At 49.1% G+C, this 26,772-nt stretch carries 25 protein-coding genes and 3 pseudogenes; 18 read left to right on the forward strand and 10 right to left on the reverse strand.

Features of this window, described 5'->3' with window-relative positions; translation table 11 throughout:
- Window positions 1-5: 5 nt before the first annotated feature.
- The 5 genes from livM to AC0IXI_RS08870 all read left to right on the forward strand — a co-directional run bounded on the left by livM (window position 6) and on the right by AC0IXI_RS08870 (window position 6,292).
- Window positions 6-1,298, forward strand: a complete 1,293-nt coding sequence (gene livM / locus AC0IXI_RS08850; RefSeq protein WP_134185531.1) for a high-affinity branched-chain amino acid ABC transporter permease LivM — start codon at window positions 6-8, stop codon at window positions 1,296-1,298.
- Window positions 1,295-2,170: an ABC transporter ATP-binding protein gene (locus AC0IXI_RS08855; RefSeq protein ID WP_471682279.1), complete on the forward strand. Its 876-nt coding sequence runs from the start codon at window positions 1,295-1,297 to the stop codon at window positions 2,168-2,170. Before livM ends, AC0IXI_RS08855 begins: the two co-directional genes overlap by 4 nt.
- Window positions 2,167-2,886 (forward strand): ABC transporter ATP-binding protein, encoded by a 720-nt coding sequence (locus AC0IXI_RS08860; protein WP_422568030.1) that lies wholly within the window; start codon window positions 2,167-2,169, stop codon window positions 2,884-2,886. Before AC0IXI_RS08855 ends, AC0IXI_RS08860 begins: the two co-directional genes overlap by 4 nt.
- A 196-nt stretch (window positions 2,887-3,082) precedes the next feature.
- Window positions 3,083-4,525 (forward strand): EmmdR/YeeO family multidrug/toxin efflux MATE transporter, encoded by a 1,443-nt coding sequence (locus AC0IXI_RS08865; RefSeq protein ID WP_134185537.1) that lies wholly within the window; start codon window positions 3,083-3,085, stop codon window positions 4,523-4,525.
- Window positions 4,526-4,774: 249 nt separating this feature from the next.
- Window positions 4,775-6,292 (forward strand): AbgT family transporter, encoded by a 1,518-nt coding sequence (locus AC0IXI_RS08870; RefSeq protein WP_134185539.1) that lies wholly within the window; start codon window positions 4,775-4,777, stop codon window positions 6,290-6,292.
- Window positions 6,293-6,331: 39 nt separating this feature from the next.
- Here the strand turns inward: AC0IXI_RS08870 and AC0IXI_RS08875 are convergent, their stop codons facing one another.
- A complete protein-coding gene (locus AC0IXI_RS08875; RefSeq protein WP_064559311.1) occupies window positions 6,332-7,243 on the reverse strand; it encodes a LysR family transcriptional regulator in 912 nt (303 codons plus the stop codon).
- Between the two features lie 110 nt (window positions 7,244-7,353).
- On the opposite strand from AC0IXI_RS08875, the gene AC0IXI_RS08880 reads away from it, so the two are divergent.
- The 3 genes from AC0IXI_RS08880 to AC0IXI_RS08890 are packed head-to-tail and all read left to right on the forward strand — an operon-like array spanning window position 7,354 to window position 9,347.
- A complete protein-coding gene (locus AC0IXI_RS08880; protein ID WP_134185542.1) occupies window positions 7,354-8,361 on the forward strand; it encodes a zinc-binding alcohol dehydrogenase family protein in 1,008 nt (335 codons plus the stop codon).
- A gap of 27 nt (window positions 8,362-8,388) precedes the next feature.
- Window positions 8,389-9,042, forward strand: coding sequence for an oxygen-insensitive NAD(P)H nitroreductase (gene nfsB / locus AC0IXI_RS08885; protein WP_064559309.1), 654 nt, complete (start codon window positions 8,389-8,391; stop codon window positions 9,040-9,042).
- Between the two features lie 2 nt (window positions 9,043-9,044).
- A complete protein-coding gene (locus AC0IXI_RS08890; protein ID WP_134185544.1) occupies window positions 9,045-9,347 on the forward strand; it encodes a putative quinol monooxygenase in 303 nt (100 codons plus the stop codon).
- 69 nt (window positions 9,348-9,416) lie between these two features.
- Here the strand turns inward: AC0IXI_RS08890 and AC0IXI_RS08895 are convergent, their stop codons facing one another.
- Window positions 9,417-10,316, reverse strand: coding sequence for a LysR family transcriptional regulator (locus AC0IXI_RS08895; RefSeq protein WP_471682280.1), 900 nt, complete (start codon window positions 10,314-10,316; stop codon window positions 9,417-9,419).
- Window positions 10,317-10,423: 107 nt separating this feature from the next.
- Here AC0IXI_RS08895 and AC0IXI_RS08900 point away from each other — a divergent pair, with 107 nt between their 5' ends.
- Both AC0IXI_RS08900 and AC0IXI_RS08905 read left to right on the forward strand, forming a co-directional pair.
- Window positions 10,424-11,806, forward strand: a complete 1,383-nt coding sequence (locus AC0IXI_RS08900; protein WP_471682281.1) for an MFS transporter — start codon at window positions 10,424-10,426, stop codon at window positions 11,804-11,806.
- Entirely contained in the window at window positions 11,803-12,192 is a 390-nt protein-coding gene (locus tag AC0IXI_RS08905) for a DUF4440 domain-containing protein (RefSeq protein ID WP_134185551.1), read from the forward strand. The genes AC0IXI_RS08900 and AC0IXI_RS08905 overlap by 4 nt, the downstream gene beginning before the upstream one ends.
- On the opposite strand, the gene AC0IXI_RS08910 is transcribed toward AC0IXI_RS08905, so the two are convergent.
- Both AC0IXI_RS08910 and AC0IXI_RS08915 read right to left on the reverse strand, forming a co-directional pair.
- Window positions 12,184-12,885 carry an ABC transporter ATP-binding protein gene (locus AC0IXI_RS08910; RefSeq protein ID WP_471682282.1) on the reverse strand — a complete coding sequence of 234 codons (702 nt, stop codon included), beginning with the start codon at window positions 12,883-12,885 and terminating at the stop codon, window positions 12,184-12,186. The two genes, AC0IXI_RS08905 and AC0IXI_RS08910, sit on opposite strands and share 9 nt — an antisense overlap.
- A 121-nt stretch (window positions 12,886-13,006) precedes the next feature.
- Window positions 13,007-13,318: pseudogene (locus AC0IXI_RS08915) on the reverse strand (IS66 family transposase); the annotation flags it as partial.
- Between the two features lie 93 nt (window positions 13,319-13,411).
- Here AC0IXI_RS08915 and AC0IXI_RS08920 point away from each other — a divergent pair.
- From AC0IXI_RS08920 to AC0IXI_RS08930, 3 genes are all read left to right on the forward strand, one after another.
- A complete protein-coding gene (locus AC0IXI_RS08920; protein ID WP_413498527.1) occupies window positions 13,412-13,579 on the forward strand; it encodes a hypothetical protein in 168 nt (55 codons plus the stop codon).
- Between the two features lie 5 nt (window positions 13,580-13,584).
- A complete protein-coding gene (locus tag AC0IXI_RS08925) occupies window positions 13,585-14,100 on the forward strand; it encodes a P-loop NTPase family protein (RefSeq protein ID WP_134185555.1) in 516 nt (171 codons plus the stop codon).
- Between the two features lie 137 nt (window positions 14,101-14,237).
- Complete coding sequence (locus AC0IXI_RS08930) at window positions 14,238-14,537, forward strand: chorismate mutase (protein ID WP_424222400.1); 300 nt, start codon at window positions 14,238-14,240, stop codon at window positions 14,535-14,537.
- 235 nt (window positions 14,538-14,772) lie between these two features.
- On the opposite strand, the gene AC0IXI_RS08935 is transcribed toward AC0IXI_RS08930, so the two are convergent.
- From AC0IXI_RS08935 to AC0IXI_RS08950, 4 genes are all read right to left on the reverse strand, one after another.
- Window positions 14,773-15,318, reverse strand: coding sequence for a cysteine hydrolase family protein (locus tag AC0IXI_RS08935; RefSeq protein ID WP_413498526.1), 546 nt, complete (start codon window positions 15,316-15,318; stop codon window positions 14,773-14,775).
- Window positions 15,319-15,509: 191 nt separating this feature from the next.
- Entirely contained in the window at window positions 15,510-16,136 is a 627-nt protein-coding gene (locus tag AC0IXI_RS08940) for a LuxR C-terminal-related transcriptional regulator (RefSeq protein ID WP_471682283.1), read from the reverse strand.
- 1,127 nt (window positions 16,137-17,263) lie between these two features.
- Complete coding sequence (locus tag AC0IXI_RS08945; RefSeq protein ID WP_424222380.1) at window positions 17,264-17,905, reverse strand: helix-turn-helix transcriptional regulator; 642 nt, start codon at window positions 17,903-17,905, stop codon at window positions 17,264-17,266.
- 466 nt (window positions 17,906-18,371) lie between these two features.
- Window positions 18,372-19,181, reverse strand: coding sequence for a MipA/OmpV family protein (locus tag AC0IXI_RS08950; protein WP_471682284.1), 810 nt, complete (start codon window positions 19,179-19,181; stop codon window positions 18,372-18,374).
- A gap of 345 nt (window positions 19,182-19,526) precedes the next feature.
- Here AC0IXI_RS08950 and AC0IXI_RS08955 point away from each other — a divergent pair, with 345 nt between their 5' ends.
- The 3 genes and pseudogenes from AC0IXI_RS08955 to AC0IXI_RS08965 form a co-directional block, all read left to right on the forward strand.
- Window positions 19,527-20,192 (forward strand): response regulator, encoded by a 666-nt coding sequence (locus AC0IXI_RS08955; RefSeq protein ID WP_413498523.1) that lies wholly within the window; start codon window positions 19,527-19,529, stop codon window positions 20,190-20,192.
- Between the two features lies 1 nt (window position 20,193).
- Window positions 20,194-21,594, forward strand: a complete 1,401-nt coding sequence (locus AC0IXI_RS08960) for a sensor histidine kinase (RefSeq protein ID WP_134185571.1) — start codon at window positions 20,194-20,196, stop codon at window positions 21,592-21,594.
- Window positions 21,591-21,743: pseudogene (locus AC0IXI_RS08965) on the forward strand (MDR efflux pump AcrAB transcriptional activator RobA); the annotation flags it as partial. The gene AC0IXI_RS08960 and the pseudogene AC0IXI_RS08965, both read left to right, overlap by 4 nt.
- 40 nt (window positions 21,744-21,783) lie before the next feature.
- On the opposite strand, the gene AC0IXI_RS08970 reads toward AC0IXI_RS08965, so the two are convergent.
- Both AC0IXI_RS08970 and AC0IXI_RS08975 read right to left on the reverse strand, forming a co-directional pair.
- Window positions 21,784-22,254, reverse strand: a complete 471-nt coding sequence (locus AC0IXI_RS08970) for a hypothetical protein (protein WP_424222377.1) — start codon at window positions 22,252-22,254, stop codon at window positions 21,784-21,786.
- Entirely contained in the window at window positions 22,251-23,102 is an 852-nt protein-coding gene (locus AC0IXI_RS08975; RefSeq protein WP_471683218.1) for a winged helix-turn-helix domain-containing protein, read from the reverse strand. The genes AC0IXI_RS08970 and AC0IXI_RS08975 overlap by 4 nt, the downstream gene beginning before the upstream one ends.
- A 1,443-nt stretch (window positions 23,103-24,545) precedes the next feature.
- Between AC0IXI_RS08975 and AC0IXI_RS08980 the strand changes: the two genes are divergently transcribed.
- Window positions 24,546-25,244 (forward strand): hypothetical protein, encoded by a 699-nt coding sequence (locus AC0IXI_RS08980; protein WP_134185577.1) that lies wholly within the window; start codon window positions 24,546-24,548, stop codon window positions 25,242-25,244.
- Window positions 25,245-25,314: 70 nt separating this feature from the next.
- A pseudogene (locus AC0IXI_RS08985) lies at window positions 25,315-26,544 on the forward strand (ESPR-type extended signal peptide-containing protein); the annotation flags it as partial.
- Window positions 26,545-26,772 lie beyond the last annotated feature (228 nt).

Consider the following 26,772-nt stretch of genomic DNA (forward strand, 5'->3'; position numbering starts at 1 on the left):
AAAACATGACATCTGAAACGGCTTTGCATGAAGGCTTTTCCCTAAAACGTTGCCTGCTGGATGCGGTTTTTGCAGGGTTAGTGGCGTTAATTGTTTTTGGCCCGATAGTTGGCGTGGTGCTCGATGGCTACAGCTTTAACTTCGAAGGCCAGCGGCTGGTGGCGATTATCGCGGTGGTGATGGTCGGCCGATTTTTGCTGAGTGCTTTTTTTACCACCTCTACCGGAATGCGTTTTTTAAGCCGTTTTGAAACGGATAACTCAGGCGTGTATGTGCGCCCGCCAGAATACAAAAGCCGCATGCGCTGGATAATTCCACTGGTGATAGCGCTGGCGATTTGCTTCCCGTTTGTGGCGACCAAATATGTGCTGACGGTGGCGATCCTCGGGCTTATCTATGTGCTGCTCGGCCTTGGGTTAAACATTGTTGTTGGGCTCGCAGGTTTGCTGGATCTGGGATATGTCGCCTTCTACGCCATTGGCGCGTATGGGTTGGCGCTGGGTTACCAGTATCTCGGGCTGGGGTTCTGGTCGATGTTGCCGCTTTCGGCGCTGATGGCAGCGGCAGCGGGGGCTTTACTCGGTTTCCCGGTTTTGCGCATGCACGGCGATTATCTGGCGATCGTGACCCTCGGCTTCGGGGAGATTATCCGCCTGGTGCTGAATAACTGGCTGACGTTTACCGGCGGCCCTAACGGCATTTCAGCGCCACCACCGACGCTGTTTGGCCTTGAGTTTGGACGGCGTGCCAAAGAAGAAGGTGGCGTGCCTTTCCACGAGTTCTTCCATCTCACCTATAACCCGAATCTGAAGTTTATATTCATCTACGCCATTCTGGTGCTGGTGGTTTTACTGGTGCTGTACATCAAACACCGCCTGACGCGTATGCCGATTGGCCGCGCATGGGAGGCGTTGCGTGAAGATGAAATTGCCTGCCGATCCATGGGGCTCAACCATGTGCTGGTGAAGCTCTCCGCCTTTACGCTGGGCGCTTCAACGGCGGGTATTGCTGGTGTGTTTTTCGCGACCTACCAGGGTTTTGTAAACCCGACATCATTCACCTTCTTTGAATCGGCATTAATCCTCGCCATTGTGGTGCTGGGCGGCATGGGCTCGACGGTTGGCGTAGTGCTGGCGGCGTTTGTGCTGACGGTGACGCCAGAACTCCTGCGCAGCTTTGCCGAGTATCGCGTTCTGCTGTTTGGCATGTTGATGGTGGTGATGATGATTTGGCGGCCACGCGGCCTGATTCGCATCAACCGCAGCGGCTTTGCGGTGCGCAAGGGAGTGGCACCATGAGCGAGATGATTTTAAGTGTTGAGCATTTGATGATGCACTTTGGTGGAATCAAAGCGCTCAATGATGTGAATCTTGAGGTGCGGCGCGGCTCGATAACCGCGCTGATTGGGCCTAATGGTGCCGGGAAAACCACAGTGTTTAACTGCCTGACCGGTTTTTATAAGGCTTCCGGCGGCAATATTTTGTTTAACACGCGCAGCAAAACCACCAATGTGATTCAGATACTGGGGCAGAAATTCCAGCCTGGCGACTGGATTAGTCCGGCCCGGCTCGGTTCGCGTATTTTCTACAAAATGTTTGGCGGCACCCATCTGGTGAACCGCGCCGGGCTTGCGCGAACCTTTCAGAATATCCGCCTGTTCCGCGAAATGTCGGTGGTGGAAAACCTGCTGGTGGCGCAACACATGCAGGTCAACCGCAATCTGCTCGCCGGTGTGCTAAACACGCCCGCTTATCGCCGGGCGGAAAACCGTGCTCTTGATCGTGCGTTTTACTGGCTGGAAGTGGTGGAACTGGTGGATTGTGCTAATCGCCTCGCCGGGGAGATGTCTTACGGCCAGCAACGGCGCCTCGAGATCGCCCGCGCCATGTGTACCGCGCCAGAAATGATTTGCCTGGATGAACCTGCTGCAGGTCTGAACCCGGTTGAAACGCGCACCCTGAGTAAAATCATCCGTTTCCTGCGCGACCACCACAACATCACTGTTTTGCTGATTGAGCATGATATGGGCATGGTGATGGATATTTCCGACCACATTATCGTGCTCGACCACGGGGATGTGATTGCCGAGGGTAAACCCGAACAAATCCAACACGATGAAAAAGTGATCGCCGCCTATCTGGGCACCGACGAAGACGAGGTCAGTGTATGAGTGAGGCGATGCTGGAGTTTCGCAATGTGGACGTTTTTTATGGCGCGATTCAGGCGCTAAAACAGGTTTCTTTGCAGGTGAACGAAGGGGAAACGGTGGCGTTGATTGGCGCGAACGGGGCAGGGAAATCGACGTTACTGATGTCTATTTTCGGCCAGCCACGTATTCGCGGCGGGCAAATCCTGTTTCGCGGTGAAGATATCAGCCATAAATCGACGCACTTTGTGGCGTCTGGCGGAATTGCCCAGGCCCCGGAAGGGCGGCGAATATTCCCGGATATGACCGTCGAAGAAAATCTGCTGATGGGCACGATTCCCATCGGCAACCAATTTGCCGCGCAGGATTTGCAAACCATGTTTGATCTGTTTCCGCGTTTAAAAGAACGCCGCAAACAGCGGGCGATGACGATGTCCGGTGGCGAGCAGCAAATGCTGGCGATTGCGCGTGCGTTGATGAGCCGCCCGAAACTGTTGTTGCTGGATGAACCGAGTCTTGGACTCGCGCCTATCGTAGTGAAGCAAATCTTCCAGACGCTGCGCGAACTGGCGCGTAACGGTATGACGATTTTTTTAGTCGAGCAAAACGCGCACCACGCGCTGAAACTTTCCGACCGCGGTTATGTGATGGCAAACGGGCAGATTCGGCTCAGCGGCAGTGGTGAGGAGTTGTTGGGGAATGAGGATGTGCGCAAGGCGTATTTGGGCGGGCATGGTTGACGGGTATTCTGTCGGATGTCGCTGCGCTAATCCGACCTACACAAACCGTAAATGTTTCCAAATTTTGGTGTTGTAGGGGGGATTAGCGCAGCGACATCCACCAGTGTCTTCGACTAATTTCAAAAAACTCTTTGCAGGATAACGATTTGTAAATCATTATTTGAAATGTGGTTTCACTTCCTCCCCAAGGTCAATCTTGAACTTAAAAGCAGCACTTCATCAGCGCGTGGAAAAAACTCGCTGGTACGCCAAACGGAAAAGCAACCGAGTCCTGTTCTGGCGCGAAATTACACCGCTTGCGGTGCCTATCTTCCTGGAAAATACCTGCGTTTTACTGATGGGCGTGCTGAGCACCTTCCTTGTGAGTTGGCTGGGAAAAGAGGCGATGGCAGGCGTCGGGCTTGCTGATAGCTTCAACATGGTGATCATGGCATTTTTTGCTGCTGTGGATCTCGGCACCACCGTTGTGGTGGCATTCAGCCTCGGTAAACGTGACCCAAAACGTGCGCGAGATGCCGCGCGACAGTCATTGATATTAATGACAATTATTGCGATTTTCCTGGCGGCGGGCATTCACCTGGCGGGTGAGCATGTTGTTAACGTTATTGCTGGGGCTGCCACACCTGAAGTTAAAGCATTGGCGCTCTCGTATCTGCAAACCACCGTCTGGAGTTACCCGGCAGCGGCGATTGCGCTTATCAGCAGCGGCGCGTTACGCGGGGCAGGGAACACTAAAATCCCATTGCTGATTAACGGCGGGATGAACATCCTCAACATTATCATCAGTAGCGTCTTGATTTACGGCGCGCTGGGTTGGAACGGGCTGGGCTTTTTTGGTGCCGGTTTAGGACTGACTATTTCACGTTATATCGGCGCTATCGGTTTCGTTTATGTGCTGGTGATTGGCTTTGCTCCTTCTTTGCGTATCTCGCTAAAAAGCTATTTCCGACCGCTCAAAGTGGGCATTTTGTGGGAAGTGTTAGGGATTGGGATCCCGGCGAGTATTGAATCGGTGCTGTTTAACGCCGGTAAGCTGCTGACACAAATGTTCGTCGCCGGGATGGGCACCAACGTCATTGCCGGCAACTTTATCGCGTTCTCGATTGCGGCATTAATTAACTTGCCCGGTAACGCCCTGGGTTCTGCGTCCACCATTATTGTCGGCAAGCGTCTGGGGAAAGGGCAGATTGGCCAGGCCGAAAGGCAGCTGCGCCATGTGTTCTGGCTCTCAACGCTGGGGCTGACGATCATCGCCTGGGGAACCGCGCCTTTCGCTGGGTTGATGGCCTCGTTTTACACCCATGAAGATGATGTAAAAGAAGTCGTCAAGATACTAATTTGGTTGAATGCCGCGTTTATGCCTATCTGGGCTGCGTCATGGGTATTACCCGCCGGGTTGAAAGGCGCTCGCGATGCACGTTTTGCCATGTGGGTTTCCATGGCGAGCATGTGGGGCTGCCGCGTAGTTGCAGGCTACACATTAGGGATTGTGCTAGAGATGGGTGTGGTCGGTGTCTGGATGGGGATGTTCTTCGACTGGACGGTGCGCGGCGTGTTGTTCTACTGGCGAATGATCAGTGGGCGCTGGCTGAAAAAATACCCGCGCCTTAAAAGAGAGTCGCTCTCACAAACAGAATAAAGCTCTTACTGGAAGCTTTTGAACGCTATCTTAATTGCCCCGTGTGTTTATTGAACTCACGGGGCGATTTTCGTTTAAAACCATGATATTCATCACCCTGCAATGTCTCGTTTTGACTAGTAACGTAAAGTTACTGGCAGTGAAATATTCTAAAATGTTATTAATTGCCGCAAGCAATGACTTTGGTGAATATAACAGGAAGACGAGGTAGTGATGAGCACAACGACAAGGAACACGGAAGGTCGTCTAATGACAGGATTTCTCAACGCTGTTGAGAAAGCAGGAAATAAATTACCCGAACCTGCATTAATCTTTTTCTATTTTTTACTGGTTGTGATGGCGATGTCGGCGGTGCTTTCCACCGTTGATTTTGATGTCGTCAATCCTGTGACCAATGAAGCAGTCAGAATTAATAACCTGCTTTCGGCGCAGGCGTTAACCGTAACCCTTTCCTCAATGGTGACAACGTTTACCACCTTTGCCCCGTTGGGGATCGTGCTGGTGGCGATGTTAGGTGTGGGCGTGGCAGAGAGTTCAGGCTTTATTAATACCGGCCTGAAAAAAATGCTGCGTGTGACGCCGAAAAAACTGCTCACTCCGATGATTATTTTCGTCGCGATGTTCAGCCACGTTGCCGCTGATGCGGGTTATGTGCTGGTTATCCCATTGGGTGCGATTATCTTTATGTCTGCCGGACGCCACCCGTTGGCGGGCATTGCAGCGGCATTTGCCGGGGTTTCTGGCGGCTTTGCGGCCAACATGGTGCCAACCGGTAACGATGCATTGCTACAGGGCTTCACCCAAACTGCCGCGCAGTTGCTGGACGGGACTTATACCGTCAACACCTTATGTAACCTGTTCTTCGGTATCGGTTCGACAGTGATGATTACGCTGGTCGGCTGGTGGGTGACTGAACGTATTGTTGAGCCACGCGTGTCGAAACTAGAAATCGACGGCGATTATCAACATAACGAAGATATGAGCAGCTACACCGCTGCAGAAAGCCGTGGTTTTAAAGTCGCGGGTCTGGTGATGGTTCTGGGGCTGGCAGGTCTTGCGGCGCTGGCGTGGCCTGAAACCTCTCTGCTTCGTAGCCCGACAGATGGCTCGCTGACCAGTTATGGCGCGCCTATCATGAAGTCCATCGTGCCATTGATTTTCCTGATCTTTATCATCCCTGGTATTGTCTACGGTTTTGTGGCTGGCACCTTTAGCCGCGGCAAAGATGTCATCGATGCGATGAACCAATCCATGAGCAAAATGGGTTCATACATGGTGATGGCATTCTTCTGTGCCATGTTTATCAAAGCGTTTGGTGATTCCAATATTGGTACGCTGATTGCGCTGGCGGGTGCTGACGTGCTGAAAACCATGGCGCTGCCGGGCGAAGCGACCATTATCGGTATGATTCTGCTGACTGCGGTCGTGAATATCCTGATTGGTTCGGCTTCGGCGAAATGGGCGCTGCTGTCACCTATTATGGTGCCAATGCTGATGGCTGTCGGTATCTCCCCGGAACTGACGCAGGCGGCGTTCCGTATTGGTGACTCCACTACCAACATTATTACCCCGTTGATGGTGTTCTTCCCGCTGGTGGTGGTGTATTGCCAGCGCTATGTGAAGTCCACAGGCGTGGGTACGCTGGTGTCGATGATGATGCCTTACTCGGTTATCTTCTTCATCTGCTGGAGCATCTTCCTGCTGGTGTGGTGGGCGGTCGGTCTGCCGCTGGGCGTGAACGCGCCGTATACCTATCCGATTCAGTAAGTGTTTTTTCAACCGGCCATTTTGATGGCCGGTTTCCATTTATGCAGGCATCAGGCTTTGCAACACGTCACAACGCTGTTTCACTGCCTGATGCAACAAATGCACCGTTGCCGAAAGCTGCTTACGATGCGGGCAAATCATATTGAGCGGCACGCTATCACCCTGATACTGTGGCAGAATAATTTTAAGACGGCCTTCATTCACATCTTCGCTGACATCCAGCCAGGATTTATAAGCAATTCCTTCTCCTGCCACCGCTAAGCGGCGAATGACTTCGGCATCATCACTCATCATCGCGCTTTTCACCGCCACATGGTGCATGTCACCGTCTAAACTTAGTGTCCACTTATCGTAAACCCGCCCGCGAAGCGCGTAGGTTAACGCGTCATGTTGAGCCAGTTCGCTAATCGTTTTCGGCTCACCACAACGTGCGATATAGGATGGGGCCGCTACCACAACCCGGCTATTAAGAGGGGCGAGCGGGAGTGCGACAAACGAGGCGTCGTCGTTGTTGCCGTAACGGAAAGCTATATCCACCGGATCTTTGAACACATCGGTAATCTGGTCAGAGAAGAGAATTTTAAGATGCAGTGCCGGGTGTTCACGCCGGAAAGCCTGAAATACCGCGAGTAACATATTGCGCCCAAGGTCTGATGGCACCGCAATTTGCAATACGCCGCGCACTTCGTCACTCGCAGGCTGGATTTGCTCAAGCCCGGCCTCCAGTGTTTGCAGGGCGCTGATGGCGTACGGCAGCCAGGTTTCCCCTTCCGGCGTTAGCCGCAGACTGCGCGTAGAACGGGCAAATAATCGGATATTCAGCGTTTGCTCAAGGCGCTTTATGGCGGTGCTGACCTGTGCGGGCTGCAAATCAGCTTCACGCGCGGTTTCACTAAAACTGTTTAAGGCAGCGGCTCTGACAAACAAAGTGAGGTCTTCCAACCTGAGCATTTTAACTCTCCGAGTATAAGTGTTGTTTTACAGGCACTATTTTTCGCCCGCAGCACACCTTGTACCATGAGTTCATTCACACGATGAACCCTTTAATCTCTGGAGCAACCATGAAAGCTATCGCGATTACTCAAGCTGCACAAAATGGCACCAATCTGGAATCTCTTAGTGAGATTACTCTCCCGACTCCGGTCGCTACAGGGCACGATTTGCTGGTAGAAGTGAAAGCGATTTCGGTGAACCCGGTCGATACCAAAGTGCGTGCCGGTTTTAACGCCGAACAGCCACGCGTGTTAGGTTGGGATGCCGTAGGTGTTGTGGTTGCAACGGGTGAAGCGGTATCGCTGTTTAAACCCGGCGATGAAGTGTGGTACGCCGGTTCGCTGACCCGTCCTGGTAGCAACAGCGAATTCCAGCTGGTAGACGAGCGCATTGCCGCACTGAAACCAAAATCTATTAATAATGCCTCCGCAGCGGCTATGCCTTTAACAGCAATCACCGCATGGGAAATGTTGTTTGACCGCCTGGGTGTGGCAGAAAACGGCAACGAAAATGATGTACTGTTGATTGTCGGCGCGGCAGGCGGCGTGGGTTCCATTCTTACGCAACTGGCCCGTAAGCTGACCAATATCACTGTTATCGGCACCGCTTCACGCCCGCAAAGCCAGAAATGGGTTACAGATTTGGGTGCGCATCATGTTATCGACCACAGCAAACCGCTGACGGAAGAACTGGCGCGTATTGGCGTAAAAAATGTGACTCACGTTGCCAGCCTGAATCAAACCGAACAGCATTACGCTCAACTGATTGAAGTGCTGGCTCCGCAAGGGAAACTGGCATTGATTGATGACCCTGAAACACTGGATGCGCGCCCGCTAAAAGTAAAAAGCATTTCTTTGCACTGGGAGTTTATGTTCACTCGTTCCATGTTTGAGACCAGCGACATGATTGAGCAGCATCGCCTGCTGACCCGTGTGGCTGACCTGATTGACCAGAAGGTGTTGCAGACGACGCTAGGCGAGCATTTCGGCATCATTAATGCCGACAACTTACGTCGCGCCCATGAATTAATTGAAACCAATCGTGCGGTCGGTAAAATCGTCCTCGAAGGCTTCTAATTACATAAAAATCATAGAGAAAATATCATGGACATTATTCAATCAGCAGCATCACGTTACTCGACTAAAGCGTTTGATGCAGACAAAAAAATTAGCGAAGAAAATATCGAGAAAGTGAAGGATTTGCTGCGCCTCAGCCCGTCCAGCACTAACTCACAGCCGTGGCATTTTATTCTGGCAAGCACTGACGAAGCGAAAGCGCGCATTGCTAAAGCGACATCCGGCTTCTATGTGTTCAACGAGCGCAAAGTGCTTGATGCTTCACATGTCGTGGTGTTCTGCTCGAAAACAGCCATTGATGAAACGCACCTGTCTAAACTGTTGGACCAGGAAAATGCCGATGGCCGTTTTGCCAGCCAGCAGGCGATGGAAGGGCAGCACAAAGGTCGTTCTTACTTTGTGAATATGCACCGCTTTGATTACAAAGATGCGCAGCACTGGATGGAAAAGCAGGTTTACCTGAACGTTGGCAACTTCTTGCTGGGTGTTTCCACCCTGAATATTGATGCGGTGCCAATCGAAGGTTTTGACGCCCGTATTCTGGACGAAGAGTTTGGCCTGCGTGAGAAAGGCTTCACCAGCCTGGTTATCGTGCCAATTGGCTATCGCAGCGTGGAAGACTTCAACGCGTCATTGCCAAAATCGCGTCTTGAGTTCAGCGAAATTTTAACGGAGTGCTAAAAATGTCCGATAACACACTGTCGATCATCGCTGTACTGAAGGCCAAAGAAGGGCAACGCGACAATCTGAAATCCGCGTTACAAGCGCTGATTGCACCGACACGTAAAGAAGAAGGTTGCCTGGATTACGCTTTATTCCAGCTGCAGGAAACGCCAGATGTCTTTTATATGCGCGAGTCCTGGAAAGGGCAGGAAGCGCTGGATGTGCACATTGCGCTGCCACATTTCCAGGTGTTTGTGCAGCAGATGGATTCATTGCTGGCAGAACCGTTACAGCTCATTCGTTTGAATGCGGTTGAACCATAAGCCCTGACTGTATTTCTCTATTCTGAACCACCGAACCGAGGCCGCCACAGTATCTGTGGCGGCTTTTTTTTACCTTTTCGTACGACCCACCCACGCTTGAAAGAAATCAATAAACACGCGTACTTTCTCAGGGACATGGCGAGTATTAGGGTAAAGCGCATAGATGCTCTGGCGAGGAAACTGGTGTTGACTCAATACCGCCTGTAACTGACCCGAGGCGATCGCCGGGCGCACCAGCCATTCAGGTAACAGTGCGACGCCTGCACCTGCAAGAGCAAAGGCCAGCAGCGCGGCTGCGCTATCGGCGACGATATTTGGCGCTTTTTCCACATCAAATAATATCGCCTGCCGCTCTGGGGTCGTGACTTGCCAGCTAAGGGGCGAAGCAAGACGGCTGTGAGCCAGCCATGCGGCTTGCGCCAACTGAGCCAGGTTTTCTATGGGGTGTCCGGCCAGATAAGCCGGGGCGGCTACGGGTAAAATCGCGAAGCTATCGACAGGTGCGGCCCGATGATTCGAGTCCGCAAGCTGGCCGAGGCGGATAGCCACATCGAATCGTTCCGCTATCAAATCCGCATGATACGAAGAAGAAACGTGCTGGACGCGCAGTTGCGGATGTTCACGCGAAAATGCCGCAAGCGCAGGCACCACCACCTGAGAGCCATATTCCGGTGTGCTGGTTATGCGCAGTACGCCGCTCAACCCCTGGTGATCGCGCTGCACATCGTCCAGCAGGTTTTGAGCTTCCTCGAGCAGATGCTGGCAACGGGGATAAAAACGCTCTCCCGCCTCAGTCAGCGAAAGCCGCCGGGTGCTGCGCACCAACAGCGACACGCCTGATTCGGCCTCAAGCTGTTTGATGTTAAAACTCACTACCGCCTTAGTCAGGCCCAGCGCGGTAGCCGCTGCGGTAAAACTCCCGGCCTTCACCACGGCGACAAATATGGTTAACCGTTGCAGATTCAGCACAATAACCCTCGTCACTGTCAAAAATATTTTGACAGTGTAACGCCTGCCAGACGATTTATCCCCATCTTCCATACCGCTACACTTCGTCGCCTCTAACCGGAGGTTTTATGCGTTATCGCACCAAAGTTGCCATTGTTTATCTGCTGGGTTTTTTCGTTGATTTGATCAACATGTTTATCGCCAATGTTGCGTACCCCGCTATCGGGCGCGGGCTTGGGGCTTCAGTCAGCGAACTTTCCTGGGTCAGTAACGCTTATATTTTAGGGCTGACGCTGGTGATTCCGCTCAGTGCCTGGCTCGCGCAGCGCCTCGGTGGGCGCGCAGTTTTGCTGCTTTCGCTGAGTTCATTTTTACTGGCGACACTGGGCGCGGGAATTGCGAACTCTATCGAACAACTGATTGGCTGGCGGCTCTTACAGGGGCTGGGCGGCGGACTGCTGATCCCCGTTGGGCAGACGTTAACCTACCAGCTTTATCGCAGCCATGAACGCGCCGCACTATCGGCGGCGATAATGCTCGTGGGCCTGTTAGCGCCGGCGATATCGCCAGCGATTGGCGGGGTGATTGTCGATTCACTCAGCTGGCGCTGGGTTTTCTTCGCTAATCTGCCACTGGCTTTCATCGCGCTGCTGCTGGCGGCAGTCTGGCTAGAAAAAGAACCCCGTACCACGCAGTCCACAGCGTTGGATTTTATCGGCATGCTTAGCGGTTGCGGTGCGCTGATGTGTACTTTACTGGGTTTCACGATGCTGGCTGAAAACGGTCAGATGTTGAATGGCATCGTATTGTTGCTATGCGCGATAGCGCTGTTCGCGGGGTTCGTTCGCCAAAGCCTACGTCATCCACAACCGCTGATTAATCTCCGCCTGGTGAAGGATCCGTTATTACGCAGCGCGATGATGATTTATCAGTGTATTCCGGGGATGTTTATTGGCGTCAGCCTGATTGCGACGCTTTGGCTGCAAAATCAACTTAACCTGAGTGCTACGCGAGTGGGCAGCCTAATGGTGCCCTGGTCGATTGCCTCATTACTGGCGATAACGTTCACCGGAAAACAGTTCAACCGTTTTGGTCCACGCCCTATGCTGATAACGGGTTGTCTGCTGCAAGGGTTGGGTATTCTGGCGTTGACCCAGGTTCACAGCGCGGAACAATATCCACTTCTGCTGGCCGCATTCGCCATGATGGGGTTCGGTGGCAGTTTGTGTAGCAGTACCGCGCAAAGTTGTGCCTTTTTACAGGTGGCAGATGAGCAACTTGGCCAGGCCAGCGCACTGTGGAACATCAACCGCCAACTGAGCTTTTGTATGGGCATATCGATATTGAGTCTGCTGCTCAATACCTTGCTGGAAACGCTTGCGCCCGCCACGGCTTATCAATGGTGTTTTTATCTGGCGGCGGCAAGCACAGTAATTCCTGCGCTGCTTTGTCTGCGCATCGCTAACGGCGCTATCTTGCGTCAACTCAAGGCTCAAAAGGAGAGAAGATGAATCGCTACATTCAGGAAGTGATAGAGGCACACGTGGCAATCGAAAACTGGCTTGGCAAAGGAGAAGGGGACGTGCAGGCGTTGCTGGCTCGCTTTTCACCGGTATTTACCATGGTCACGCCCGGTGGCAACACATTGGATTTTGACTCACTAAGCGCATTCTTTCAGGCTCAGCCAGCCGCAAAACCTGGATTGAAAATTTCACTGGACCAGATAACAGTGATTGCCGAGTGGCCTGCTGGTGCGGTGGTCAGCTATAGCGAGTGGCAAAGTTTACCGGGGCAAGAAAACACGCTGCGCCATTCCACCGTCGTATTCAGTAAGACGGATTCTGATCTGCTCTGGTTACGCTTGCACGAAACCGCCGCGGTTGAAGCGTTAAACTAAACGTTCCGTTTGTTGCGCGCGAGAATGCTGACTCGCGCAATACTCGCCTTGTTGCACATAACCGATATGGTCGGCCATGAGATGGGCTTCCTGTTCGCTGTGCGTCACCAGCAATGCTGTTTGCCCCGCGTCACGCAAAATATCACGCACCTCGCCGCTGAGGCGTTCACGCGTTTTCTTATCAAGACTTGAAAAAGGCTCATCGAGTAACAGGATTTCAGGATTCGGGGCCAGTGCTCGCGCCAGCGCAATGCGCTGTTGTTGTCCGCCGGAAAGCTCGTGCGGATAGTGGCTGGCATGGCTATGCAATTCCACCATTCGTAGCAACTGAGTCACTCGCGCCTGTTGCTCCTCGCGCGGTAACCGGCGCGGGCCAAATGCCACGTTCTGTTGTGCCGTCAGATGTGGGAATAGCGCATATTCCTGAAACACCATGCCGACGTGGCGCTTTTCCGGTGGCAGGTGAACGCCTGTTCCTGCGACACGGCGTTGTGAAACATAAATCTCACCGCTTTGCAGCCGTTCAAAACCGGCAACAGCCCGCAATACCGTGGTTTTCCCACAGCCAGAAGCACCTAACAGGCAGGCCAGTTCACCTTTGCGTACTGACATCGAAAACCCTTTCAGTACCCTTTGTTGGCTGTTGCCATAGGCAACATGTACATCCTGGAGGCGTAACGCAATTTCTAACATTAATCATTCCTTAGCCCTGACGGGTCATCTGGTGACGCACCAACAAAATAACCGGTAGCGTGCCTGCAAGAACAATCATCAGCGCCGCGATTGCCCCTTCCTCGTACGTTCCGCGTGCCGCTAGCACGCTGTACAGCAACGCCCCTCGCTCACCTCCGTGATCCGAGCCGAAGAACAGGAAGTTCTTGCGCCCCAGACTGACCCTCCGCAAGGCATTCTCGGCGATGTTGTTATCCACCTCGGACGAACCGACCTTGGTATAATACGTCAGCGCTGCCCATTGGTTCAGCGCATAGGCGAACGCCTTCGCCAGTTCCGAGTGTCGCGACAGCGTTTTCATCTTTTCCCGCAGCCAGCTTTCCAGCCCGTTTAGCAACGGGGTTGCCCTTCGTTGTCGTTCCAACAGACGCTGCTCTGCTGACCACCCGCCTACCGCGACCCTTGATATTGTTCTTGAATGTGGGATCACTGATTAGCTGAAAATTGATACAAACCAATTCCTCGCGCTGGGTATTATGGTAATTATTTGAACAGCAACAACGATGGTCACCGAGAAGATACATCAGTACCAAAAGTGACTTTTCATGTAGATGGTCGTACGGTTTGGGCTCTCGACAACTGTGATGCAATATTCAATACAACAAAAAGAGAAGCACAGGCGATTGTTGAAATGGACTTGTTTGAGGGAAAATAAAACCAGTGAAGAGAGTACTGATTGTTGGCTGCCCGGGAGCGGGTAAATCGACAGCTGCAAGGGAAATATCCCAAGTGACAGGTCTTACACTCATTCATCTTGATCGGCATTATTGGTTACCCGGTTGGAAAAAGCCAAAAAATGACGAATGGAGTAAAATCGTTTCAGAACTGGTCAGTCGACCTACTTGGATAATCGATGGAAACTACAGTAATACCCTTGAATTGCGCCTTACAAAGGCAGATACACTGATTCATCTGGATTATCCCACATGGTTGTGTGTCTGGAGGGTGTTATTCCGAACTTTCAATGGACTAGCTTGTAATCGGGACGAAGAGTTTGCTTCAGGATGTAAGGAGCGTTTTAACTGGGAATTCCTGCGCTACGTAATACTTTATCGCCATGAAACAAGGAAAAAGGATATGGACAAAATGGTTGGATTTTCCGGTCAGGTTTACCGTTTCACCTCGCCGTCTGCATTAGCAACCTTCATTAAAGCTCTTAAAATCCAAAATGCCTAATTGGGTTTTTCGCTTCACTCATCGCTGATGACCATACCTTCCGTTGAATTTGTAGGCCATCAGTTGCATCTGCTCTACCGTCTCCGTGGTGGTAGCGCATGGGTAACCAAACCAATCACGCCAAATCAGAGGTTTCTATGCATTACCAGTCAATTTCAGACGTCAGAAAGCAAATAGATGAGCTTGATTCTCAGCTGGTTAAGTTGATTGCGCAACGCGGGGAATGTGTTAAAGCGGCGGCTGCATTTAAAAAGGATGCTCAGGACGTAAGGGCACCAGACAGAGTGCAACAGGTTATCGATAAGGTGAGCATCCTCGCGCAAGAGCACGGCCTGCCTCAGGAGATTATCCAGAAAATTTACCGTTCTATGATCGAGGCTTTCATTGATTTTGAACTAAAACAGCACCAGGCTATCAATCATAGCGAAGCCAATTAAATCTGCCCCGACTATCTTGGCTCCCCGGCCTGTCAGCCTAGCCCGAGCAAGCTCCAGGCATAAGCTCACTTACCGGAGCTTCTCTCAATAAGAGCAACCAGGCTGGTTTAAATGGGCCAAATTGCCTCAAAAAAACAGCCTCAATATTCTAACCATCGGCCTCACCGTCATTAAGGCAGTGTTCAAAGCACGCTACTTCCGTTTTAAAACCTGTTAAAAACCACCCTAAACAAGCTTAGTGGCCAATTTTCTCCAGAATGCCATTGGTATCCAAAACCGTCGCAAAACGCGTTTCAAGCAAGGCGAGCGTGACTTCCAGGATCACTCCAGATTTAAGATGCTTGTTTTTAATCTCAAAACTAATCAGCGCATCACTGGCAACGATCATATTCAGGCCCAAATCAGCACCGGCACGAACCGTTGAGTTGACACAAAAACCAGCAACAGCGCCAACCACGACAACCGACGAAATAGCAGAGTCATTGATATAACCTACGAGTGGTGCGCAGCCAAAGGCGGAGGACGTTGTTTTAATGAAAACTGGCTCCCCTGCAACTTCTTTAAACCCATGAAATGGGTAAGCCGGGGAATCCTGGCTCAGGATTGCACTTGGGTCGGGGTCTTTATGGCGAACATGGATAATTGGATATTCTTTTTCTCTGAATGCTACCAGAATTCTGGACATATTCTCGATGTTCTCATAAGACGTGAACTCGGTACCACTTCGGAGCTCATTGCGAATAAATTGCTGCATATCAACGATCAGTAAAGCTACAGACATTTTTCTCTCCTTACTTATGCAAACGAATCGTATAGCTAAAAAGACAATGCATGAAAGTGACAAGTTTTGAGTAAGATGACATTTCATCCGCACCCGATAATTGTGCAGAGCGAAGCTGAAAATTGAATGTTAGAATCTCTGTTCAGGTGAAATAAATACCATCGTCATTTGGCTTGATAATATCACTAGAATTAGGTGAGATATAGATTCACGGGAGGGTTGTGGGTTCTCATATTATGAAGAAACGTCACCAGTTCAGCGTCAGAATCTAAATTAAACTTCACCATTATTAATCGCTTATGCCCGCTGACTATTTTTACCGACATATCCAAATTACAAGCAATTTGCTTTATGTTGTAACCACGAATAAAAAGCCTTGAGATTGCATATTGCTTATCAGTAAAAGTTCGACGGCAGCAATGTAGACATTTTCTGTAAAACTTCAATTCCGCCGGGACCGGACGAGATCTCCATGACTCAATTACAGTTTGTCTGACTTGGTTAATCGACTCATTACGGGAGATAAACACTATATTTTTTATGCATATAGGTAGTTCTGAAAGCTCGGGTTTTTTTCTTGAGTCATAAACTCCAATAATCAAACCGCTTTTGTTGCGGAATTTAAGTAAGGGGTGGCAAACGTATTCCTCACCAGGAACAAAGCTTTTAATGATAACATCAACATTAATTGAGTTTGAGACAGTTAGCTTATCAATATGAATAGTATTGAAATTTTCTTTCAGAAATATGTCTTGAAGTAAAATCTCCATACCATGACGATAAAATGCATCTTTGTCATCAATAGCAATAGTCAGCATATTAACCTTCGCATAGTCATGATTGAGTTGAATTTAACTAAAAATAGAAATGTCACTTTGAAAGTGAAGTCGTCATTTTAAAATATGAATACCATAATCTATGGGGTAAGTTTAATTATTTTGTGGTGTTCTTATTTTCTCCAAACTTAGCCTCATGTTAACTATGTTTTTTTTCATTTGTCCTGGTTTGGCCAACGTGTGAAAGCAAAGTAATAAAGCGTCAAAATATTTACAACAGGTATAAAAAGCAACAGACTAAGTAGTGGCCGAAATCCTGCACGCATAATGATTTTTGTCATAGGAAACACATAGGCAATCACAACGAGAACATAAACGAACATTTGTCCAGGAGAAGTCATTTCGTTACCTTCAATAAATCATAAGTCGGGTTAACACAAACTAGCAGCGAAAAAATTTAATATCAGTAAGCTGTGTTTTACTTGCCTGTGACCATAATAATCATCCTTTTGTTTTCGCATTCCGTCACGTTCAATTCACAAACGCCTGAAAGGTGTTATATCGTTTAAATTAACTTCTCACTCACTCTGATGTGATAAATAATAACGGAGCCGGATGCTTCAAGCCTTAAGAAAGTATTAAAGAAAGATTAAGGTTGTCTTAATATTGAAAGGTGGGCCATGCGCCGTGTTATCCTGCAGCAGGAAAAATGCGCACCTCATCTCCTGAAGTCATCAGCATTCAATAAAAACGTTTATCGACCATTCTAAAGAATTCAATAGCCCGACATCAGAAGCGTAGTCTCAATCCACGGTATGAAAAACCCCGACAATGAGTGAGCACTGTTTTTATAACCCGTAACCATCTGCGCGATTGACAAACATGGGGATGAAATCAGGTTTTTTGCGGGCATTCATAGCTTAGTACTTATCACTCGTCGCTTTCATATCGGGTTCAGGATCGCATTTGGGTTGGGGTCTTTATGGTGAACATGAATAACCGGATTACCTTTTTCTCTGAACTTTTCCAGAATTATCGACATATTATCGAAGTACATCAAAGGATGTGAACTCGGTACCACTTTGGATCTCATTGCGAATAAACTGTTGCATATCAACGGTCAATAAAGCTTACGTATATTCCCATACGCTAACCACAGGCCACTCTCATTAAACGTAACCTGAAGCATAGTCGTATTCAACCTCCTCGAACGTGTCCACCTTACAACATCCAACCGTAGTGAGTTCGCCCGGGGAATGCAGATGAGCAATATAATCATTTGGAAACCTGATAATATCCCCTACTTTTCGAACGCCAATCTTACGCAACACGTTATGTTTATGTGCATACACGGTCTTCATTGCGATGTTAAGACGCTCACTGATGGATGATACCGAGAGACCATTAAGCGTATAGAGCAGGACCGTTTTCTCACGGTCAGTTATCACCGGGAAAGAAAACAGATCACGTCTCTTATTTCTATTAAGGAACACACTCAAAATAGCATCAAGCGGAAGATTTTCATCTAAAAAATCACAGGCCAAATTCCCCACCAGTTTTTCGTTGGATTTGTTTTTAATCAGTAAAACACGTGACTCGAGCTTATTAAGGTAAAGAAGCAAAGAAAAACTCAGAAAAAGAGAGTCAGAAGCGATAATGAAAATATCATCTGGCTTCGCAGGCGTAAGCTTAAAGAGCGGGATCACATTCTTTGGCGTAAGATGAATGCAAGTCTGATTGAAATATTGGGAAAATAAATGATTAAACCCGGCATAAAGGTAATTGTTTTCGGTCAATACATATAATCCCATGTTAACTCCATGTGTTGATTTGGTTGTGTTAACGATTTCTCACATTGAAATGCAAACATCCCAATAGCAAGAAAAGGTAGTTATTATTTTTTTGCAATATGCTAACAAGTCAAAAAAGGACTATCACTTTTCCCGACGCTGCGCTGCATTGATTATGTTAAGAAAAATAAATATCTCCTTTTCTTTTTAAATATCACTCCTTGGCTGATGTCGTATCAATACCTTTACTCATCCTGGTTAGGCCATCTGGCAAAGGCCAGATAATAAAGTGCTAAAATATTAACCACAGGGACGAGAAGCAATAAACTAAACAGTGGACTAAAGCCGGTGCGCATAACTATTTTTGTCATAGGGAACATATAAGCAATTATAACGAGAACATAAATGAACATTTGTCCGAGAGAAATCATTTCGCCACCTTTTTGGGTATTGTTTATTATGTTGAATTAAATCAACGACCGTAATATCAAAACGTATAACTGCCACTGAAGAACGCTATTCCAGCAAGTTTCTTCTCGGTGAGGGGGCTTTTTGCTGCCTCGCCAACCAGATAGTTAACGCCACAACCACTTTGCAGACTTACTGAGGGAGAAAGTTCATAATTCAACGCGGCCTGCATCATGACATCCTTAAAACCCGCTTTTGGCTGATATTGACGGAACGACGTATTCTGGGCCTGCTGGCGCGTAACGCCAAAATAGGCATTCATCATATTTTTGTCGCCCCAGGTTGAGATGAGACTCAGTACCGTTGTCACATGCCCTGGCAGAGGGAAAGTCACCTCTGCACCCAGATAGCCATGAGTGGTATAGCTAAGTTCCTCACCGCCATATTTTCTTTTCTTCAGTGCTCGCAGGGCTTTCACATAGAAACGGTAAGGTTCAACGTCGTAACTGAACTGTGTCCCTGCTTCTATGGCACCGTTCAAATCCCCCATTCCTTTAAGCGTCTTGTCCCGACCGCCCCAGGTTCGTATCTCTTCATCACGCCCAACATCGTATCCAGCCACAAGCGCAACGCCGAAGGGTTTATCAATAGGGAGTTGCCAGGTCAATCCCGTCTCGCTCGCCGTCAAGGCCCCCCAATCTTGCTGATGCATACCTGCCTCAACGCCAATAATGGGAGCCGGGCTATAGGTTTTGGCACCTTGATAGACCGGAGCGACGGCGATACCGGTACGCACCTGCAAATGAGTCTCAACGCCATGGCTTGGCAGTGCTACGATAAGAAATGCGTTACAACACAGCGCCCTTAAACATCTAAAAGTACTCTTCATAGTCATAACATCCCTGCCATCAATTGGCTTTTTGCTGTCCGTGACAAAAAGAAAACAACGTCATAATTTGAAGCGTTATTCTTAATCCATCCATTCTCGCTTTCCTTTACTTTCAGACCCTTAAAGCCACCGTGTGTCATATGCTTCAACTGCGCATCACCAGCGCTCGGTTGTCATGAAAAAGAGCGTAACGGAGTTAGGCGCAGCAACCCTTAAGGGGACGTTAAAGAAAGATTAAGATAGCCTTAAAATCGTGGGGGTCAGGGCGGGCGTTGCGTTGTATTCCTGCGGGAATATCACTAAATTAAATTATCGCTTGTTCCCTTAATTCAGGAGTTATCGCGAGTGAAAATTTTACTTGTTGAAGACGACCTCCACCTGGGGAAAGCACTCTGCCGCGCCCTGGAGCTTGCAGGTTTTACGTTGTGTTGGGTACGACTGGTAAATGATGCACAACAGAGGCTCGGCAGTGAATCTTTCGATTTAATGCTGCTGGATTTAACGTTGCCCGACGGTGATGGGCTGACAAAACTGGTTGAGTGGCGCAAGGCGGGCGAGAAAATTCCTATCATTATCCTCACCGCGCGCGACCAGGTGCAGGACCTGGTTGAGGGCCTTGATTCAGGTGCCGACGACTTTTTGGCTAAACCTTTTGTTGTTCCCGAGTTGATCTCGCGCGTGAACGCCATCAGTCGCCGCATTGCCGGATATGCATCCCAGGTATGGACGCTGGATAACCTGACGCTCAATCCGGATAACCATCAGGTGATGCTAAACGACACCCTGTTGCTATTGTCAAAAAAAGAGTACCGGCTGCTACACGAACTGATGCGCTCCCCAGGCCAGGTGGTGCGTAAAATGGTTCTGGAGCAGCGGCTGTTTGACGATGGGGAAGTGATAGAGAGTAATTCACTGGAAGTCCATATCCATAATTTACGGCGCAAAGTGGGCAGTGAAAGAATTGTCACCATACGGGGTGTGGGATACTTGCTGAATAAAGAGGGACCATGACATGCACTTACGGTCATTCTTCGTCAGAACCGCATTCTTGCAGGTCGTCGGTATTTTTTTCCTCTGGGGCGTCTTGATCTTCTGGTTAACCTTTTACTATCTGCCAGACAGTGGAGAAAAATCCCTTGATCAACAGCTGCAATCCATTTCTCAAGGCATTGCCGACATGTCGGAGGATATTGATGAAGGGAAAGGTAATTACGTAAAATTTGTATATGACTTTGAAAACATGTTTATCAAGGCTATCGACACAGGATTGAACAATGGATTTAACTATCGTCCTTTGATTGCCGTTTTCGATAAACAAAATCAATTAATCTATACCTCTCCTGACACTATGTCTGACGTCATCCGTACATTGCCGAACAATAAGATGTCTGGCGTGTTGGACTATGCAGGAGATCGCTGGCATATCTTTGGCAGCATGAGTAAGAACCAGAATTATCGCGTTATTGTGGGTGAAACACACAGCGATCGTGCAGTCAGATTAGGCAGTCCAGTGGGATTAACTGCCATCCCGTTGGCCATTATTCTGGGGACAATTGTCCTCACCATACTGTTTACCGCTTACTACAGTCTCAGACCGTTATCCATGACCGCGAAAATGATCGCCTCGCGCCAACCTGGAAACTTTACCGCTATTGAAGTTAAAGATCAGTATCAGGAAATCAGGCCGATCATTATTGAAATTAACCAGCTCATGGCGCGCATTGAAGCTGCCGATATGCGTGAAAAACGCTTTATGGCCGATGCGGCACATGAATTACGCACCCCGATAGCGGCAGCGCTCGCCCAGTTGCATCTGTTGGCCCAGTTGCAGAACTGGGAAGAAAGGCAAGAAGTCATAGAGGACATGCAACGTGGACTGGATCGGGCGGCTTCTCTTTCACGGCAGTTAATCGATATTTCCCGGCTGGAATCGGACAGCTTCACGCTAAAAGTCGGCCCCGTAGATGTCTATGATGAAATTGGAAAGTGCATTGCATTCTATGCCCCCTACGGATTGAAGAAAGGCATCAACATTTCTCTGGAAGGAGACAAACATGTTGTTATCGATACTGATGGACAATCACTCAATGTCACCCTCTCTAACTTGCTCGATAACGCCATAAAATATGGCAACCACGGCGGCATGATTGAAGTTCACCTTCAATCCTATGCGCCGATTGGTTGTAAAATCACCATTCGTGATGACGGTCCTGGCGTATCTGCCGAGCATCGAAGTACCTTGTTTGAGCGCTTCTTCCGGGTGCCGGGGGTAATACAAGGTGGAAGCGGACTGGGGCTGGCAATTGCATATTGCCTGACGCAGAAAATAGGTGGCAACCTGCTGGTTACACAGGGGCTCGGAAATAGAGGGATAGGATTTGTCATCGACCTGCCTCAGAGTATCTCGTCATAAGCTTCTGGGTAGAGAGTAATCTTGAACGCCCCTTAACACTGGATGCGGTAACAGCTCGGGTGGGTTATTCAAAATGGCATCTGCAGCGATTATTTAAAAGCGTTACGGGTCAGCGGCTTGGTTCTTATTTGCGAGCGCGGCGTTTATCCGCGCGGCAAAAGAAATACGTTTGAGGCATAACCCCCGTTATTAATGATCCGTCCGAATGCAATACAAAAGCGGCATATCATCCTCAACCACCAGATAGCTCGTCGAATTCTGAGCCAGAAACTTTAAACTCAACCCTCGGGAGCGCAGCAGGAAGAAATCAGGAACAATCGCAGACAGCGAATTGATATTGCTCTGGTTTCGGTCATTTTCTTTCGACATCAACAAAATATGATGACCTTCTTTCCAGTACTCAAAATCAAGCTTTTGGGTCACTTTTTGCGTAGGTTTGCCGGGTGCTTTATATTCACCCAGCGCATCAAAGGTGCCTGTTCCATTGCGAAAGCTGAAGTGCAGAATGGTCGAGAAAGTATAGCCATTCTTATAAAACGTAGTCTCACTCTCACAAGAAAAATGATCGCTTTGGTAGTCATAGTACCAGAGCACCAGCAACGGTAATAAAGCCACAAACAATCCAAAAGCCGCGAGTAACATCAGGTTTTTATTTTTCATTCGTCTACCCGGTAAAGATTTGATATGCAACGTGAATTATTATCTTCAATGCCTTTATCACAAACGAGTATGGACGACGTCAAATTGTGCCGATTAATGGTGAGATAAGCCACTCCGCCGGCAGAGCAGCTGATTTTGCCGTTACGAAAGAAGTTGATGAACTCCTCTGTGCTTTTTTCCCTGCCAAAGTATGACGAAAACAACAGGCAACCATTCACCTCGCCAATCTTGTTGTATTCACTGAAAAAATGCTTCCCGTAATTTAATTTATTATACGTATAGCCCGCCAGTAAACAGAACACGAAGATAACCCCTCCAAACGACAACCACAGGTTCAACCTTCTGGCGCTTGTCAGGCGTTTTGTTACAACGCTGCCACGGCTTGCCGCGGTTTGTTCATCACGCACCTCTGCAGGCGTGACCGAAGGCCCGATACCTGACGCCAACGCTTCCTCGTGATAAGCAGATTGAACCGTCGTGGTGGGTAAAACGGGCTCGGGGGATTCAGCCAATGGCGCGTCGGCAACGAAAGGTTCATCGGCCAATGCATCAGATGCCGCCAATACAACCTCTTCAGGGGTGAAAATCTCAATATCTGCAACTAACTTCACACCCTCTTTGGGGACGGTTTTGATGATATCTGACGATAAACCAACCGATTTTAATCCTTTCCTCACGATAGTGATATTTTGGTAAAACGTATTAGCCGTAACATAGGCACCGTTTTGTTCCCAAATCTGGCTAAAAAACTCTTTTTGGCTCACCACCGTCCCTGCATGTTCAATCAACAACAGTAAACATCTGCTGGCAGGGGTATTGAGGGTAATAGAATGATCGGGTTGGTCCAGGGGGTTAAAGTCCGTTCTTCGGAATCAAACAAAACACTACCATTAATAATGTGTTTTATGTTCATTTTCAATATCTTACCTTTTATAGCCTTCAGGTTGTGCCCAAAGCTATTCAAACCACATCACATCAACAGCTACAGCAATGCCGCTCTTCGTCATTGGGCCGGCAAGCAGCTTGCGTTACAGCGCCTGTGGCACTCTAACAAGTGTATGCTAATGCGCCAGGCCTGACAGAGTGCCAGTGAAAAAATCTTAATAAGGTCTGATTAAGAAAAATAAAATAAAATTAAATCAATATATTACATGAATATCTTATTTCGAGGCGTTGAGCGAGGCAGACGAGTGTGAAAATACCCTGAAATCATGAACGGTAATAAAATCATGCTGTTAGTGCTTGTTGGGCATGAATACGAAAACTTCACTACTACAAAGATGCAGACCGCCATACATTGCATCTCATCAGATAGTTCTGGGTCACTGAGAGAGGATTTAAATCAATCACGTGGCCGCTCCCTCTCCAGGGGGAGAACCGGAGAGAGAGCGCAACAGCCATAAAAGGCAAATATAAAACAGAATAACGTCATTATTTTGCTTGCGGGTGAGTGAAGTAATAAAACAAGCATATTCTTTCTTTATCCTTAATCTGTAGATATATAAAACAATGGGCCACCAATGCAAATAGTTTATTTCCAATGTAAATATGCATGCACATTGAATAATTCAAAATTCAGGTAAGCACGCCAACGCGCGGTTGAGCCGCAGTACTGACGCACCCGCATGCCGCACTGGCTCACGAGGAGCAGGAATAATTATGGGATATTCGCGCCCACGGTTCGCTATGCCATGTGTTCCGCTCGCGTAACGGCATTGGATAATGTCGAACAGGACGCGCGATATTTTAAGCTAACCTTAATCTTTCTTTAATTTTACCTTAAGCATTGAGATATCTAACTCCGTTATTCTCTTACCCGAGCAGTAAAAGGAAATCACCGGATACACGGTGTAATCAAGCACGGTAATCTAAAAATAATAAGAATTAGCTTAACAAGTGCGAAACACATCTATCACAGAATGACGCTTTGCTGGTGAATTAACTAAATAATCAAAAGGCAACGCCTAATAACGATTTCATTTTACTGGTTCGGGTAATTGACAGGCCTCTTAATAATCTACTAAGGCGATGTAAATATACGTCGCACAAGGTATTTGATGAATTTATGTAACCAATTTTATTTTTGATGTAACGAAATTGTTGCCGATATACGGCTCCCGGAAATTATCACTACGTAACAAACCTGTGCGATGACACCTATCCGCGCATGCCAGGCATATGAGGAAATTATGAGTTTATTAGTTAGTGGGATGAGTCAATTACGAGAATCATCAACATGCGCTATTTCTTTTTTCAAAGAGCACTTGCAGAGAATTCGTGGGTTTTTGGTTGTGCAATTGTTATTGGTTGCGCCGTTGCTCTTGGTGTTGTTGTTATTATTATCTGGAGCTGCCTTAGCCAACACACCAGAAACAACCACAAATAACCCTTCAGCCCTCGCGCAGCAGCACCTCGATACCTTCAATCAGGCGTTATCAAACGACCTGGCCGGCAACCCGGCGCTTGCCCGCCCGGGCTACGATGCGCTGCAAATAACGGAATTGGCGCACTACATTGCCATCCCCTCGGCCATTAACATGGTCGCGCTGCAACGTTTCGCCTCTGCCAGAGTGGCTTTCGCCGAACTGGCTGCAAGCCCAGACCCACGCGAAGCCAGCTATGCCCAGCTGTGGCAGCTATGGCTAACCGCCCGCATGGAAATCGGCGGGCCTGCTGTTATGCAACAACAGCTTCGCCAGGCCGCCGCTAACATCCGGCTGGCTACCCCTTACCAGCAAGCCATTGTCGATTTGTATGGCGGCACCGGCAGCACGCAAGCCGTGTTTAACGCCATCAATGCTATGCGCTTTAACAGCCCCCTCGATCGCCAGAATGTCGTAACCGAAGCCACGTTTTTCACCCTCGGCTGGTTGCTGCATGTGCAGCATGACAGGCCCGCGGCACAAAAGCTGTATCACCAACAAGAAAATCAACTTTGCAGTGTTTCGCTAGAAAAACCACTAATCACCAGGGAAATGGCAGCGCTGTAATTGCCTCTGCCAGTTAATTACGGAACAGATTCCGGCCGAAAAGAAAATGCCGGAAGGAGATGGGAACATCATGAATAAAATTTATCGTCTGGTATGGAATGCCGTACAACGCGCCTGGGTGGTTGCAGGGGAATTTGCCACGGCCAAAGGCAAGGGGAAAACCATGCCGCGCCGTCTGTCTGTTAAATTGGCCGGGGTGGCCGGAGCAGGAATGGTGGCACTGCTTGCCGTTGAGCCCGCGCGCGCCTGGATGGTGGACCCGGGCTCTATCGCGAATGGCTCGGCAGCAACAGATGGTGGAATTAACACAAATACTGCGATTGGTGATAACGCAATCGCTTCATCAAGCGCCAATGATGGCGCTATCACGGCGATGGGGTGGCTTGCCAGGGCATCGGCCGCTATGTCAACCGCGATTGGAGCAGAGAGTTTAGCTGAAGCGGCTGGATCTACAGCTATCGGCGGGCAGGCCCGCGTGTACAGTGCGGATTCAACGTATTCAATCGCCATAGGGTACAGTACCGGTGTGAGTGGCAACTCCCGCAGTGCGACAGCATTAGGTAGCCAATCAACTGCCACGGGAGAGGGGGCGACAGTACTTGGTGCTCTGTCGCAAGCCATCAATGAAAATGCCGTTGCGGTGGGGCATAACGTAGCCGCAACGGGCATAAATGCCACGGCCCTGGGTGCCGGCAGCGGGGCATATGCCGATTTGTCCACCGCGCTTGGTGCGAACAGCTCGGTAATTGGCACCACGTCAACCTATTCGACCGCCATAGGCAGCAATGCGACAATAACGGATAAATCAAACGTCGCAACCGTAGTAGGCAGCTACGCAATCGGCACGGGAATGGGAGCAACAGGACTCGGCGCTCAGTCGCAAGCTCTCGGCAAAAAAGCCGTTGCGGTGGGGCATGCCGCAGTCGCGGTGGGTGAAGGTGCCATGGCCCTGGGTGGCGATAGCCAGGCACTGACGGCAGGCGCTCTTGCTGCTGGGTATGGTGCTAAAGCCATGTTAAATAATGATATTGCTATAGGTGCCGGTTCATCTGCCAGAGGTGGTGTTAGTACATTGTACGGTGCAATAGATTTATCCGCTATTGCTATTGGCCATAACAGTCAGGCTGGGACACGCGAAGACGATGGCTCATCCGGTTCTGGAGACATTGCGATTGGGGAGAGCGCCAAAGCGACAAAAGGGAGTACGGCAATAGGTTTCGGATCTACATCGTCTGGACAAAGTACAGCGATTGGTTACAGTTCTAATGCCTTAGCCCCGTCTTCTACAGCTATAGGTTTTAGGAGTTATTCCCTTGGTGAGTCCGCTGTAGCAATAGGCAGTGGAGCAAACGCGCGGGGCCTAAGTTCAACGGGGATAGGAAATGGGGCAGATGCCGTTGGTAAATATTCAGTGGCTTTGGGCTCATCGCTTGCAGCGGGGGAAAATTCTTTTGGGATTGGGGGAAACGCGTATTCCAATGACGATATTGCTATAGGTAATGCTGCATATAGTGGTGTGACCGGCGCA

This window comes from Buttiauxella sp. AC038, from assembly GCF_979253565.1.